At 36.3% G+C, this 15535-nt stretch carries 13 protein-coding genes, 1 pseudogene and 1 other annotated feature; of the genes and pseudogenes, 11 read left to right on the top strand and 3 right to left on the bottom strand.

Going from position 1 to position 15535, the window contains the following annotated elements; genetic code table 11:
- Positions 1 to 8 precede the first annotated feature (8 nt).
- Complete coding sequence (locus tag RUH95_RS14975; protein WP_313893698.1) at positions 9 to 1373, bottom strand: aspartate kinase; 1365 nt, start codon at positions 1371 to 1373, stop codon at positions 9 to 11.
- Positions 1374 to 1752: 379 nt separating this feature from the next.
- Positions 1753 to 1981: a binding site (T-box leader), on the top strand.
- A gap of 57 nt (positions 1982 to 2038) precedes the next feature.
- Here RUH95_RS14975 and RUH95_RS14970 point away from each other — a divergent pair.
- Together RUH95_RS14970 and serA are read left to right on the top strand one after the other, a co-directional pair.
- Positions 2039 to 3199 (top strand): pyridoxal-phosphate-dependent aminotransferase family protein, encoded by a 1161-nt coding sequence (locus RUH95_RS14970; protein ID WP_313893697.1) that lies wholly within the window; start codon positions 2039 to 2041, stop codon positions 3197 to 3199.
- Positions 3199 to 4785: a phosphoglycerate dehydrogenase gene (gene serA / locus RUH95_RS14965; RefSeq protein ID WP_313893696.1), complete on the top strand. Its 1587-nt coding sequence runs from the start codon at positions 3199 to 3201 to the stop codon at positions 4783 to 4785. The genes RUH95_RS14970 and serA overlap by 1 nt, the downstream gene beginning before the upstream one ends.
- A gap of 88 nt (positions 4786 to 4873) precedes the next feature.
- Here the strand turns inward: serA and RUH95_RS14960 are convergent, their stop codons facing one another.
- Both RUH95_RS14960 and RUH95_RS14955 read right to left on the bottom strand, forming a co-directional pair.
- Entirely contained in the window at positions 4874 to 5650 is a 777-nt protein-coding gene (locus RUH95_RS14960; protein WP_313893695.1) for an HAD family hydrolase, read from the bottom strand.
- 60 nt (positions 5651 to 5710) lie between these two features.
- A complete protein-coding gene (locus RUH95_RS14955; protein WP_313893694.1) occupies positions 5711 to 6319 on the bottom strand; it encodes a DUF3298 and DUF4163 domain-containing protein in 609 nt (202 codons plus the stop codon).
- Positions 6320 to 6373: 54 nt separating this feature from the next.
- Between RUH95_RS14955 and RUH95_RS14950 the strand changes: the two genes are divergently transcribed.
- From RUH95_RS14950 to RUH95_RS14905, 9 genes and pseudogenes are all read left to right on the top strand, one after another.
- A complete protein-coding gene (locus tag RUH95_RS14950; RefSeq protein WP_313893693.1) occupies positions 6374 to 7105 on the top strand; it encodes an AAA family ATPase in 732 nt (243 codons plus the stop codon).
- 62 nt (positions 7106 to 7167) lie between these two features.
- Positions 7168 to 7749, top strand: coding sequence for a VanZ family protein (locus RUH95_RS14945; protein ID WP_313893692.1), 582 nt, complete (start codon positions 7168 to 7170; stop codon positions 7747 to 7749).
- Between the two features lie 2 nt (positions 7750 to 7751).
- Positions 7752 to 7907: a Fur-regulated basic protein FbpA gene (gene fbpA, locus RUH95_RS14940; protein WP_313893691.1), complete on the top strand. Its 156-nt coding sequence runs from the start codon at positions 7752 to 7754 to the stop codon at positions 7905 to 7907.
- 446 nt (positions 7908 to 8353) lie between these two features.
- Entirely contained in the window at positions 8354 to 9634 is a 1281-nt protein-coding gene (locus RUH95_RS14935; RefSeq protein ID WP_313893731.1) for a histidine--tRNA ligase, read from the top strand.
- Positions 9635 to 9734: 100 nt separating this feature from the next.
- On the top strand, positions 9735 to 10886 hold the full coding sequence (locus RUH95_RS14930; RefSeq protein ID WP_313893690.1) for a DEAD/DEAH box helicase: 1152 nt from the start codon (positions 9735 to 9737) through the stop codon (positions 10884 to 10886).
- Positions 10887 to 10889: 3 nt separating this feature from the next.
- The gene (locus RUH95_RS14925; RefSeq protein WP_313893689.1) at positions 10890 to 12119 is read left to right on the top strand and encodes an aminopeptidase; all 1230 of its coding nucleotides are present in this window, start codon (positions 10890 to 10892) and stop codon (positions 12117 to 12119) included.
- Between the two features lie 13 nt (positions 12120 to 12132).
- Positions 12133 to 13002 carry an SGNH/GDSL hydrolase family protein gene (locus tag RUH95_RS14920; RefSeq protein ID WP_313893688.1) on the top strand — a complete coding sequence of 290 codons (870 nt, stop codon included), beginning with the start codon at positions 12133 to 12135 and terminating at the stop codon, positions 13000 to 13002.
- A 388-nt stretch (positions 13003 to 13390) separates the two neighbouring features.
- Positions 13391 to 14868, top strand: a pseudogene (locus RUH95_RS14910) (serine hydrolase domain-containing protein).
- Positions 14869 to 15016: 148 nt separating this feature from the next.
- The gene (locus tag RUH95_RS14905) at positions 15017 to 15502 is read left to right on the top strand and encodes a GNAT family N-acetyltransferase (protein ID WP_313893685.1); all 486 of its coding nucleotides are present in this window, start codon (positions 15017 to 15019) and stop codon (positions 15500 to 15502) included.
- Positions 15503 to 15535: the final 33 nt, after the last annotated feature.

Below are 15535 nucleotides of genomic sequence, written 5' to 3'. Positions count from 1 at the left end.
TCCTTTTATCATCTCACTGCTACAGGTGCGAAAAATTCGCTGTATAGCTCTCTTAGTATTTTATTTTCATTACTTTCATGTACACCAAAGGCTAGGCTGACTTCGGAAGAGCCTTGGTTAATCATTTCAATATTTGCTCCTGTTCTTGAAATTGCGGTTGCAGCTCGTGCGGCAAGACCAGTGCTATTGTTCATGCCTTCTCCAACAATGACAATCATCGAAAATTCATGACGGAAATGGACATCTTCTGCGTGCAGTTCTTCCTTCACGCGGTGCATAATTCGCTCCTCCTTTTCAGGAGTAAGTTGATGGCTGCGCATAATAACAGAAATATCATCAAGACCTGAAGGAGTATGCTCATAAGAAATATGCTCCTCTTCTAAAATTTGCAGAAGCTTACGTCCGAATCCAATTTCACGATTCATCAAATATTTACTGACAAATAAAATCGAGAAACCACTATCTGCTGAGATGCCAGTAACAGGGCGACGATTAATTTTTCGCTCTGCAACAATACGAGTTCCGGGTGCAGAAGGATTATTTGTATTTTTAATGCATACAGGAATACCTAATTTGTATACGGGCATCAATGCTTCGTCGTGAAAAACTGAAAAACCAGCGTATGAAAGTTCGCGCATTTCCCGATATGTAATTTCTTCAATTTCAACTGGGCAGTTTACGACTTTCGGATTAGCGCTGAAAACGGAATCCACATCTGTGAAGTTTTCGTATAAATCCGCTTTTATAGCAGCAGCTAAAATAGAACCAGTAATATCAGAGCCACCACGATCGAAAGTACGCAATATACCTTCTTTTGTAAATCCGAAAAATCCAGGGAATACAACGATCTCATTTATGTTTGCTAAGCTACTTAAATTATCGTAAGTTTCTGGTAAAGCAATTGCACGTTCAGGAAAATCATTTACGACAAGACCAAAAGTTTTCGGATCTACATATACTGCAGGAAGCCCAATACTTGTGAAATAAGCAGAAATCAATTTAGCGTTGTTGTCTTCGCCACTTGCCTTTATGCTGTCCATAAACAAATCCGAATTAGACGGTTGATCTGCGATTCGTTTGCGAAGATCTTCTTCAATCACTTTACAAATCGTTAACTCTAGATCAAGTGCAATCGCAATTTCTTTATACCGATCTACGACATTATTCAGCTTCTCTGTGCAGTTTTCTTTTTGCAAAACTGCATTAGCTAACTCAATCAATAAATCGGTTACTTTCTTATCTGTATCGAAACGTTTACCTGGTGCAGAAACTACTACGAACTTTCTGGAAGGGTCCGCCTTCACTATTGCGGCTACTTTTTTTATTTGTTCTGCATTTGCTACAGAAGTTCCCCCAAATTTACATACTTTCATCTCATCATATCCTAACGTAATTATATGTTTTGTACTTCTCAAATAAACAAATGATTTTATACAGTGTACAAATTTTATCTATTATAGTCAATATATTTCTAGTGAAAAAATTCACATATTTCAATAAAGACGAACGTTGTATTTTCATTTTGCATTAAAGTTCGAGAAAAGTTAATGAATAGTATATTTTTTATGGTTTTCATCAAATTATAGTACAAAATAACGAATAATAAATATTTAAAAAATTGCACACGATAAGAAAATGAGTGATTTCAAGGGTTTATAATATGGTGAATAAAATGATAGCGTTTTCAAAGAATTTTACCGTGTTGACAATTAAATTAACACTGAGTATGATAGGTTTAATTCAATAACGAGGAAAACAATTTTGATGGAGATAGGCTTTACATCTTGGAATCTAAAGAGAGCTGATGGTTGGTGAAAATCAGTGATTTCTAATGTGGAGTAGCACTCTTGAATTGATGAGCTGAACTAATAGTAGGTTCATTCGTATAATGCGCGTTAAGCATGTAACTAAGAAGCTGCAGATGTTTTGCAGTAAATTTGGGTGGTACCGCGTGAGTCTATATAAGCTCTTCGCCCCTTACATTTATGTAGGGAGTGAAGGGCTTTTTTTGTTTCTAAAAATAAGGAGGAGAATGAATATGTTACAAGATCAAACCATTTTAAGAATACCAGGACCTAGTCCAATCCCGCCGAGTGTGCAAAGAGCAATGAGTCAAACGATGATCGGTCATAGAGGGAAAGAAACTTCTCACATGTTAAAAAATATCGGTCCAGGATTGAAGCGTGTTTTTGGTACAGAGCAAGAAGTAGCGATTATCGCAGGAAGTGGTACAGCTGGACTTGAAACTGCTGTAGTGAATGTAGTGAAGCCAGGGGATGAAGTGCTTGTTGTTGTAACTGGAGCATTTGGAGATCGTTTCACAAAAATTTGTGAGACATATAATATTCGAACACATGTCCTAAGTGTGGATTGGGGCAAAGCGTTAGATCCAAAAGAAGTACAGGCATATATAGTAGAGCATCCAGAAGTGAAAGTTGTATTCACTACATATTGTGAGACTTCTACAGGGGTATTAAATCCAATTGATAAACTTGCGGAAGCAGTTCGTGAAGTATCGGAAGCTCTAATTGTGGTAGATGGTGTTTCTTGCGTAGGTGGCGTAGAAACAAAAATGGACGAGTGGGGAATTGATGTAATGGTTACGGGTTCTCAAAAAGCGTTCATGCTTCCAGCAGGATTAACATTTGTTGCAGCGAGTGAAAAGGCTTGGAAAGTAATTGAAGAAAATGAACAACCAAGATTTTACTTACATTTGAAGAAGTACAGAGATAATTTATTGAAAGATACTACACCATTTACTCCTGCACTTTCGTTACTATTTGGCCTAGAGCAAGTGCTAAATTTATTGGAAGAAGAAGGTTTGGAGAATGTATATAAAAGACATACATTACTTATGAAAATGACTCGCGCTGCGTTTAAGGCGATTAATATTCCTTTATTAACAACAGATGAAGATGCATCTCCAACGGTTACTGCAGTACAGCCGGAAGATTTCGATGCAGAAGAGTTCCGTAAAGTGTTGAAACAAGAATTCACTATTTCCATCGCTGGTGGCCAACAACATTTAACAGGGAAAATATTCCGAATTGGTCATATGGGTTATTGTTCACCTGCGGATGTTTTGCAAGTCATTAGTGCAATCGAAATTACTTTAATGAAAATCGGGAAAAATATTGAACTTGGAAAAGCAACAGCAGCTGCACAGTTAGTTTACTTAAATGAAGGAGAGAACAACTAATGGCATATAATATTTTAATAAGTGATCCACTAAGCGAAGATGGTATTTATCCTTTACGACAAGCGGAAGGATTTAATATCGTAGTTGAAACAAATTTAACACCAGAACAATTAGCAGAGCGAATTGGTGAGTTTGATGCATTATTAGTGCGTAGTCAGACGCAAGTAACGAGAGAGTTGATTGAAAAGGGAACAAACTTAAAAATTATCGGACGTGCTGGTGTTGGGGTAGATAATATTGACTTAACTGCGGCTACAGAGCAAGGAATCATTGTAGTCAATGCTCCTGATGGTAACACAAACTCTGCTGCGGAGCATACGATGGCAATGCTTATGTCCCTTGCTCGCAATATTCCACAAGCGTTCCATGCACTAAAAAATAAAAAATGGGATCGCAAATCTTTTATTGGGGTAGAAGTGAAAAACAAAACACTAGGTGTTGTTGGACTAGGAAGAATTGGAATAGAAGTTGCTACAAGAGCAAAAGGGCAGCGTATGAATGTTATTGCCTACGATCCATTTCTAACTCCAGAAAAAGCCGATAAGCTTGGAGTGAAATTCGGTACGATTGATGAAGTAATTGCAGCCGCAGATTTCATCACGGTGCATACGCCATTATTGAAGGAAACTCGTCATTTAATTAATAAAGAAGCATTTGCAAAAATGAAAGATGGCGTACAAATTGTGAACTGTGCACGTGGTGGAATTATTGATGAAGAGGCACTTTACGATGCAATCGTTGCTGGTAAAGTAGCAGGAGCGGCGTTAGATGTATTTGAAGAAGAGCCATTCTTGGACCATAAATTGCTTTCGCTACCACAAGTAATTGCGACGCCTCATTTAGGTGCAAGTACAGTAGAAGCACAAGAAATTGTTGCAGTGGATGTTTCGCATGATGTCGTAAGTTATTTCCGTGATGGCATTGTAAAAAATCCGGTTAATTTGCCATCTGTTCCAAAAGATGTGTTGGCTAAAATTGAGCCATTCTTTAACTTAACAGCAATGCTAGGTGCATTTTTAAGCGATTTGACAGACGGAGTTGCAGAGGAAGTTAATATTACGTATTCTGGGGAGCTTTCAAATGTTGATGTTCGACCATTAACGCGTAATGCAGTAAAAGGACTTCTGCAAAGCAAGCTTGGCGAGTCTGTAAATGATGTAAATGCGAAGTTTCTTGCGGACCGTATTGGTATTGCGGTGACGGAGCATAAAACGACGAAATCTAAAGGATTTACAAGTTTAATCACAGTAGAAGTGAAAACTGCAACAGAGACACGCAAAGTAGCTGGTACATTATTAAATGGACTAGGGCCACGTATTGTGCGTGTTGATGAATTTATCGTAGATGTAGTGCCAGCAGGGCATTTGCTGTTTATTCGTCATAAAGATCAGCCGGGAGCTATCGGTCGTGTAGGTACACTTCTTGCAACGGAAGGCGTTAATATTGCTGCGATGCAAGTTGGTCGATCTGAGGTAGGTGGAGATGCAATTATGATGCTTTCTATTGATAAGCATGTGGAGGAAAAAGGCATCGAACAGCTGAAAGGCTTGGAAGATATTTATGATGCAACGCCGATAGACCTTTAATAGAAGGTGTAGCAATCTAATTTAGTTGGAAAACCACTTGAATAACAAAAAAATGGCCTGTTTTGTGTAAAACGAAACAGGCCTTTTATTAGTTTAAAATAGTGAATAGTTCAAGTAAATTTTCGATTGTATATGTGGGTTTTATTTCTTCGTTCGCTGCTTTATTTTCACGATTAATCCATACAGATTGAATTCCTACCTTTGAAGCACCAAGTACGTCAGTCATAAGATTATCTCCAACCATAAGTACCTCATGATTTTCCAAGCCGACAGTTTCTAATGCGTGCTCAAAAATGGTTGGATCAGGCTTACCTTTACCGAATGCTCCAGAAATAATAATGTGATCGAAGTAAGGAGCAATATCGGATGTAATTTCTAATTTACTATTTTGAAGGCTTGGTGAGCCATTTGTTATTAAGACAAGCTTATATTTACCTTTCAATTTATCTAGAATTTCATATGTTTCTTCATATGTATATGGATTCTCTTTTCGCATTTGTGGGAAGTATTCTGCAAGTTCACTTCCAAGTGCCTCGTCTTGAACTCCTAGTTTAGCCAATCCATTTGTCCATGCAGCTTTTCGATAGGCGGGTACGATAGATTTCATTTTCTGGAAGTTTTCATTCGGGTCATCAAAAACACCCCATAATCCTTCAAATGGATTGATGCCAATCATTTGTGTAAAAGGACGTGTTTCGTAGCTATCGTACAATGCACTCGCTTCTTCACGAACAGCTTGCTCTAAAGCAGTTGGATCAACATTTACTTTTGCCGCTGCATATTCACATGTTTTTTGAAATGCAGTCTCCACGCTTTTTTTATCCCATAATAAAGTATCATCTAAATCAAAAAATATCGCTTTCATATTCAAAATCTCCCTTCACTAACTTACCTAATACTTTACCTTAGTGAAGAGAGACTGTCACTAAAATGGGAGCATTATTTCAAGTGGTCCACCTGGTCGAATAATGTTTTCAATGTCTTTAATTGGAATCGGGAAATATGGAAAGTTGTAGACATAAGGCGTAATTTCGTATACTTGAAAAAAAATGACTAAACAATGATCAGCGATATAAAAATCTTGATCTACTCGTATTTCTCTGAATTCTTCTAGAACTGGTATTTCCCATTCGCGTATTTTTCTTGCTATGATGGTCGATAGAACCTTCACATAATCGCTGTTCTGTTTAAATAAATCCTTTAAGGAATAAAGCTTTCCAGTAGCAACGTCAAAAGTTAATGGCTTGCAAATAGTTATTCCGTGCGCACCACCAGTAAAAGAGTATACAATCAATGATAAGCTTAAAATAGCACGCTGGTTATTTTTAATTTCAAAATAGCCGATCATTTCAACTAAATTTTCATTGTAAAAACCTTGGTCAATTACTAAGTTATTCGATTGAGAAATAATATCCAGATTCATCTTTTTTTGAACAGAAGAATCAGGTAGCTTAGCAACAAGTGGATAGTAGACACTTACTTTTGGGGATGGCTTAAATAGATGCTTTGACTCGATATGGACCGGAAGATTCATGTTCCACGTCCTTTCCATTATAATAATAAATTTTATGAATAGGAGGAGGTACATATGTTTTTAAATAAAATCTCGATTTTAAAAGATGAGCCCAATTTAAGCAATGATTATCCATTTACGATACCAACAATTAATAGCCTGACAGAAATAGAGCTTACGAATAATGTGACTTTTTTAGTAGGAGAAAATGGTACGGGAAAATCCACTTTGCTCGAAGGAATAGCAGACAACTGCGAGTTTAATACAGCGGGAGGAAGTCGCAATAATTTATATGACGTAGATGCTGCAGAAAGTGCGTTAGGAAAATACATACGCTTATCGTGGATGCCAAAAGTAACGAATGGATTTTTCTTACGAGCAGAATCATTTTATCAATTTGCCTCGCATATTGATCAGCTAGAAAGAGAAAGGCCAGGCGTACTAGATAGTTACGGCGGAAAATCACTCCATGAACAGTCGCACGGAGAATCATTTCTGTCCTTATTTTTAAATCGCTTTAATGGAAGGGCTATTTATTTATTGGATGAGCCAGAAGCAGCCTTATCTCCTCAAAGACAGCTAACGTTTATGCGCATTATGCATGACCTTGTAGTGGAGGAAGAGTGTCAGTTCATTATTGCCACGCATTCGCCCATTATTTTAGGTTATCCGGACGCAACGATATTGAGTTTTGATCATGGAAAAGTTGAGGAAATAGAATATGAATTGACAGGCCATTATCAAATAACAAAATACTTTTTTGATCACCGTGAAAAGTTTTTAAAAGAATTATTGGAAGGTGAATAGTAGGGAAACATTATACGGTGCGAATACGTTATAAAGTGGAGTAATAGAAAAGAGTGGATATAGTGAACGTAATAATTCAGTATTTAGACGATATGCTTTTTTTCGCTTGCATAGCATTACCTATCGTTATTGTATGGCGGCTAGTTAGATGGAAAAAAAGAGGGTTCCAGTTAAAAGAAAGTATTCATGAGCTAGGGGTACTTTTACTGGCGTTAGTGCTAGTAGGTTTGTTTTCACAAACAATCATACCTAAATCTGGATTAGTACAACCAGGTAGTACAAGTGTGAATTTGGATTTGTTTCGAGTAGTAAAAGAAACATATAATGCCATTGTATATTTAGGTTTTTGGGAGCCATTTTATATTAATTTTCTTGGGAATATTATTCTTTTTATTCCTATTGGTTTTCTGTTACCGCTATTGTTTAGAAGAATGGTCCGTTTTCCGTTTACAATTTTAGCAGGGCTATGTATTTCTATTTTTATCGAAGTAATGCAGTTGCCTCAAAATAGAAGCAGTGATGTGGATGATCTTTGGTTAAATACGCTGGGGGCGCTGATTGGCTATTTGATTTATTTGTTTGTTTTAAAAGGATTTCCTAAGTTTACGGAAGTGTTTAAAAAAGTTAAGGAAAGAAGAGTATAAATATGATGAACATAAAAGGATATAAACTCAACGAGAAACGTGAAGTTATTATGGAAGAGTTAATGAATAGAGGGGTCTATAAAGTGAATGGCAAGCAATTGTATCAGGCCGATTTATATGAGCTAATGAAAGAATATACAACAAAAAAAGAAAACTAGAAGTGCTACTTTTTTGTAGTACTTTTTTTAAAAATGAAAGTACGAGCAATCAAATACTATATTTCTTACATCCATTATTTCAACACCCACTATTTTATTATTAAAGGGCACTTCCGAAATCAGACTCTGATTTAGTATAACAAACATGTATTTAAAAGTAGAATTGCATATATCAAATTACAATCGATTTTTTTGCCAAATCAATAATAACTTGACAAGTAGTTCGTAAATTCGTATTATTACAACAATATACAAGGAGGGTTCCTATGCTATTCCAACAACTAACGAATACAACTTCACATCATCATATTAACTAATCTTACTATTGATATTTTTATATCTACATAGGAAGATTATTTTCGTTGAATCGTATAACTAAGCCGCATTGGAGCTTATGTTAGGACGATTTTTTTATTTGTCAAAAATGAGAAAAGAGGATTATTATGATGAAAAAAATGGATTATCAAAACGTAAGAGGTACACAAGATTATTTACCTAAACAAGAAATAATCAGACGAAACATTCGAAGAACATTAGAAGACACATTTATTGCATATGGCTGCAATCCTTTGGAAACACCTATTTTGAATTACACAGATTTAATGGCATCTAAGTATGCGGGGGGTGCGGAAATTTTACAGGAGATGTATACATTAACTGATCGTGGTGAACGAGATCTAGCACTTCGCTACGATTTGACGATACCATTCGCAAAAGTTGTAGCGATGAATCCAACTATTCCTATGCCGTTTAAACGTTATGAAATTGGAAAAGTATTTCGAGATGGTCCAATTAAAGCGGGCCGTTATCGTGAATTTACTCAATGTGATGTAGATATTGTAGGGATAGAATCACAGGCGGCAGAGGCAGAATTAATGATGATGGCGTTAGATGCTTTTAAAAAGCTTAACGTGAATGTTGAGATTCAATATAATAACCGTAAACTTCTATATGGTTTACTCCAACAATTCGAGGTTCCTGAAGGGGTTATGAATCGTGTCATTTTAGTGTTAGATAAGATGGAAAAAGTCTCTGTTGAGTCAATGATGGATGAGTTAGCTCAACTACAATTATCTTCCAATAGCTTGGCTCAAATCAAAGCTTTTATTGAATCCAAAGGACAGTTAACAATACAAAGCTTTAAACAGTGGGATCAGGAAAATAGTAACGTGCAAGAAGGCTTACAAGAATTAGCCGAGCTTACGATTTATTTAGAAGCACTCGAAATTCAAGGCATATGTATTTTTAACCCATTTTTAGTAAGAGGACTTGAAATTTATACAGGAACAATTTATGAAATCTTTTTAGCAGATGGTACAATTCGCTCAAGTATTGGAAGTGGTGGACGTTATGACAATGCTATTGGGGGGCTTTTAAATTCCGATAAGACTTTTGCAACAGTAGGTATTTCATTTGGATTAGATGTTATTTACTATGCATTTGAATTATTGGAAAGGGTGAATAAAAGCTCGGTGATAGATATTTATATTATTCCAATGGGAACGGTAAAGGAAGCACTTAAGCTGGCAACAAACTTACGATCCCAAGGTAAACGAGTAGAGGTGGAACTATCCAATAAAAAAGTGAATAAGGCAATGGAAAGGGCTAATCGTGAAGGTGTTGCACATGTCATTGTATTAGGAAACGATGAAATTATAAACGGAGCTTATCGTATAAAAAATATGCAAACGGGTGAAAGCGAAAAAGTAGTTTATAATTTTGATTAAAGTATAAAAAAATAGTGTTTTCTATCTATTTCGTATAGGTAATGGTCGATAACATAAATATGGTACACTTGACTCAAATACAGATGAGGTGGAAAATAAATTGACTTTTTTACAAAACTTAAACGAAACACTACAAGAGAAATGGGCAAAAGCAAATTTTACTTATGAAATGCCGATTCAAACACAACTAATCCCACATATGTTAGACGGTTCAGATATTGTTGCGGAATCACCAACTGGAACAGGAAAAACACTTGCGTTCGTTCTTCCTATTTTACAAAAAGTAAATCCTTCATTAAAACAAACGCAAGCTTTAATTATCGTACCTTCTCAAGAATTAGGCATGCAAATCGTGGAAGTTTTCCGTGAGTGGACGGAAGGAACGGATATTTCAGTTACTCAATTAATCGGTGGAGCAAATATGCAAAGACAAATTGAGAAACTGAAAAAGAAACCTCAAATTGTTGTAGGAACTCCAGGACGATTGCAGGAGCTAATGAAATCGAAAAAGCTAAAAATGCATGAGATTAAAATAGTCGTGTTAGACGAAGGAGACCAACTGTTAAGTAGAGAACACCGGACAACAGTAAAAGGCCTAATTGACGCGACAATGGAGCGACAATTAGTTGTTGCATCAGCTACGATTACAGAAGAAATTGAGCTAGTAGCTGAACGATTGATGAAGAATCCTGTTCGTATACAAGTTACTGCAGAAGAAATACCTGCAAAAGGCGAGGTTATCCATAGTTTCGTAAAAACAGAAATTCGTGATAAAACGGAATTGCTACGAAGACTTTCCCATCTAGAAGGGATGAGAGGGCTAGCATTTGTAAACAGTTTAGATCAGTTGTTAATGAAAGAATCAAAATTAACTTATCGCGATGCACCAATCGTGTCTCTTCATTCGGAAATGAAAAAAGATGAGCGTAAAAAGGCATTAGACGATTTTAAAAATGGCAAAGTGCGTATTTTAATTGCTACTGATGTTGCTGCAAGGGGATTAGATATTTCAGGTTTAACGCATGTAATTCATGTAGATGTACCACATTCTATCGAACAATATTTACATCGTTCTGGGAGAACAGGCCGTGCAGGTAAAGACGGAGAAGTATTAACTTTATTGTCCTATCATGATGAAAAAACGTATAAAAAATGGACGAAAGAGCTTCCAAGTAAACCACTTCAAAAAGTATGGCATCAAGGCAAGTTAATAGAAGGATCTTCAAAGATTTTACCGAAAAAGGGGAAATAATTAATGGATTTTCAACAAAAACTAGAAGAGTATGCAGAGCTAGTTGTAAAAGTTGGACTAAATATTCAAAAGGACCAACCTCTTCTTATTAATACAACGACTGATACAATTGAATTTACAAGACTTATTGTGAAAAAGGCGTATGAAGCTGGGGCAAAACGAGTAGATGTAAATTATACAGATGAAGTAAATGCACGCTTATTTTACGATTTAGCTCCTGACGATGCATTTCACGAATTTCCTAAATGGGCTGCAATGCAAAGGGATGAACTAATTGAAAATAAAGGCGCATTATTATGGATTGATGCCGATAATCCAGATTTGCTCGAAGGTGTTTCAATCGACAGAATTTCAAACTTCCAAAAAGCGAGCGGAAAAGCTTTAGCAAACTATAGAAAAGCAGTAATGAATGATGAAATTACTTGGTCCATCGTTGCAATGCCTTCCGAAAAATGGGCAGCAAAAGTTTTTTCTCATTTAGAAAAAGATTATCAAATGCCAGCTCTTTGGGACCTTATTTTCCAAGTAGTACGAATTGGGGATGGGACTGCGGTTCAACAATGGAAAGAGCATATCAATCATTTAGAAAGTCGTGCTACATTACTGAATGCAAAGTGCTTTAAAAAGCTGCATTACAAAGCAGATGGTACGGATATTCAAGTAGAGCTTCCTAAAGGACATATTTGGCTTTCAGGAGCTAGTAAAAATGGGCAAAGTGTTCCTTTCATTGCGAATATGCCAACAGAGGAAGTATATACTGCACCTCTAAAAACGGGTGTAAACGGGTATGTAAGAAATACGAAACCATTAGTGTACCAAGGAAATATCATTGATGACTTTACATTAACATTCTTAAATGGAGCTATTACAAAAGTACAAGCTGGTATTGGCGAAGAACTTTTAAAGGAATTTATACAAACAGATGCTGGTGCAAAATATTTAGGGGAAATCGCTTTAGTTCCACATGAATCACCTATTTCCGCATCAAATGTATTGTTCTTTAATACACTTTTCGATGAAAATGCATCGAATCATTTTGCTATAGGAGAAGCCTACCCAACTTGTGTGGAAGATGCTAGAGGTTTATCTCATGAGGAGCTTGAGAATCTTGGACTAAATACGTCCATCGTACACGAAGACTTCATGATTGGTAGTGCTGATATGGACATTTTAGGTGAGCTAGAAGATGGAACGATGGAGCCTATTTTTCTTAAAGGTACGTGGGCGTTTTAGGGAGGTGTCTTGAATGAAAAAATGGATAGCGGCATTCGTCATTTTAGTCGTTATATCTACGTCGATGACTGCACAGGCAAAGGAGCCTATTGTATATATTGCTTTAGGGGATTCACTTGCGGCAGGTCAAACACCGAATAGAGCAATTGATGCTGGGTATTCAGATTTAATCGCTCAGGAATTAACTAGGTCTAATCAGTTAGCATTTTATTCGAAGGCACTAGCATTTCCTGGCTATACAACAGCAGACGTATTAAAAACTGTGCGAACTCCGGAAGCTAAGGAGTTACTTAAAAATGCAACGGTCGTTACTATTTCGGCAGGGGCGAACGATTTGTTGAGACTTGTTCAAGTAAATCCGTCGAGTGGCTCAGTCGCTTATCAACAAATTCATGCTGATTTTGCGTTAAATAATGTGCGTAAAAATATTGAAGATATTATTCAAGAGGTACAAACGGTAGCCCCAAAGGCAAAAGTGTATGTGATGGGCTATTATTTTGCCTATCCGCATGTTCGCGAGTCTCAAAAGCATGGTATTCATAAAGAATTGAATATGCTTCATGCGATTTTAAAAAAGCAAGCAGAGGCGAATGGGGCAACTTATGTGTCTGTTGAGGAATCATTTGGTTTAAATGCAAAGGATTTATTGCCGAATTCTGTAGATGTTCATCCGACAATGGAAGGCTATCGATTGTTCGCAAATGCGTTTTTTAATCAGTTTGATAATAAATTACAAGTGCAGGCAAATGAGTTACCGGCACCGAATCCTTTAACGTTTGAAGAGATTATGAATAGACAAAAAGAGAAGGAAAAGTCACCAGTTTCAAGGGTGGAAGGTTTTGATCATTATTTGTCGCTGACTGAGTTAAGGCCATATATTTAAAAAAGCTGTCTCCTATTTTTTAGGAGACAGCTTTTTTACGTCCCTGCGAGAATTTTCATTTGCTAAAACATAGCTGCAATATTTTGTGTTACCCTTTCAATAACCAATTTATTTCAGGAGGAGATTATTCAGCAGTATTGGATATAGTGACAATGTAAATACAATAAAGTTGACCCAAATATTGAACTGTTAAATGAATACAATTACTTTAAAAAGACTTACGAGGATAAAAAATCTCACCGTTTGATTAGTGTAAATAAACACGTCAGACTTTATTTACAAAGCACAATTCATGTTAGAAAAATGGGAGGTAAATCTCGTTCGGGTAAAGGGTACCGAATTATCCAGCGTTTGTGAATAGAAAGCGCTTGAGTAATTAAATAGTTAAATGAAGAAAGGGGTAAAAAATATGTTCATAAATAAAGTTGTTATATTTTTATTAATGTTGATTATTCCCATTCATTTGTCATATGTTCCTTTAGCTGTCCAGGCAGCTGAATCGTTCGATACAACAAAGGTTGATGAGTATGTAACAAATTATATCGATAAAAACGGACTACCTGGTGCAGCTATCGTAGTCATAAAGGATGGGAATGTATTATATGAAAAGGGATTTGGTCATGATTCTGACGGAAATCCACTAACGGAAAAGTCTATTATTGGCATTGCCTCAGGTGCGAAGCCATTTACTGCATTCGCTGTCTTACAATTGGTTGATGATGGAAAAATTAAACTGGATGACCTATTGTAAGTTATCTTCCAGAATTAGTAGTAGATGATGAAAGGTGGGGACAGGTGACTGTACGTCAACTGTTAAGTCATACATCAGGACTACCGAATCCTACCATTGTAGGACCATCGAATACCTTAAAAGAAGGTGTTGGACGTCTTCATGATTGGAAACTACAATCCAAGCCTGGAGAAAAGTATTTATATAGTAATGCAAACTACTGGACATTAGCTTATTTAGTAGAAGAAATTAGTGGGATAGGATTTAATGACTACCTAACACAAAATGTGTTTTCACCGCTCGGGATGAATGATTCTCTCTCAGTAGTTAACTCTGGGGATATTACAAAAGAATTAGAAATATCTCAGGGATATGTTACGTTATTTGGTACTGCGATGCCATGGACCGAGCTTGAAAAAATGTTCGGTGGTTCAGGAGGTATTTTTACGACTGCTAGCGATATGGGGAAATGGTTAGCTATGTATACGAACGACGGGAAAAATGAAAAAGGAGAGCAATTACTATCACAAGAGTTACTAAAAGAGTCCTATTCACCACAATCTGGAGCTAAAAAATATGGACTTGGTTGGTCATTGAGCTCTCCACATGTGAAGCCAGCTCGTATATCTCATAGTGGTTCAATCTCTACATTTCAATCCCAGCAAGATATCGTTCCAAGTAGCGGCTATGCAGTTGCTGTTTTGCTGAATAGTTTTACGACTACATTCGAACATCCATATGAGATTAGTCCTAATATTATACAATTGACTGAAGGACAAGAAGCAGAAATGAAATCTCCACTACCTAAAATGATAGATTTATCACTTGGTGCTATCACATTGATTTACTTGATAGTAGGAATAAGAGGTGTAAGAAGAAGTAAAAAGTGGGTGGAAAAACGTAACCAGCACGTAGCTTGGAAATTCTGGCTGCGTTTAATCCCGCAACTGATACCAGTTGTAGGTATCGGATGGTTATTATTTGTTGTTCCAACATTAAAAAATAATAGTTCAACCATAATAGATGCATTCGGTCTTTGGCCAGCTGTGATGATTTTATTGGTGATCGTTTTCATCATTGGATTGGTACTCACAATTTTGAGAACCTATTATCGAATTAGATTAATTGGAAATTGAAGATTTTCACTTTTAGTTAGTGTACGTCCCCTGCGACACAAACAATTTTGAGTTGTTTGTGTCGCAGGGGAGTTTTTAAATATTGTTGCAAACGTACGTTCTTTTAGTTTAAAATAAAAGTGTATTTAGATAGAAATGGGGATTGTTTATGGATAAGAGTAACCATGTCGTATTAGATTTTTATAAGAGTGAGTACGAAGAAACTTTGCGCAAATTTAATTTACCAGAAGAACAAGCAATGTTTACTGCATTACCTGTTGATAAAATGGAAGAAGCGAATAATACTGTTGATCAGTATCCAATCGTAATTTTATCTAATCAAATACCTGTAGGTTTTTTTATACTTCATTCGAGTCAGAGGGTAAAAGATTACACTACTAATCCAAAAGCTTTGTTGCTAACTGCGCTCTCGATTAATCATTCGCAACAAGGAAAAGGCTATGCAAAAACAGGGATGGATAAATTGCCTGAATTTATTCGCGAATTCTTTTTAGATATCAATGAAATTACATTGGTAGTAAATAAAAAAAATATTGCTGCACAAAAATTGTATGAAAAGGTTGGCTATCGTGATACTGGTGAAAGAAGAATTGGAGCAATAGGTGAGCAATTAATTCTTACATATCAATTGTAAGTAGGAAAAGAATGTTGCACACTTGGTCTATAA

Source organism: Psychrobacillus sp., from assembly GCF_032154225.1.
In the GTDB taxonomy this organism is placed as follows: domain Bacteria; phylum Bacillota; class Bacilli; order Bacillales_A; family Planococcaceae; genus Psychrobacillus.
This window is presented reverse-complemented; position numbering and strand designations above follow the sequence as displayed.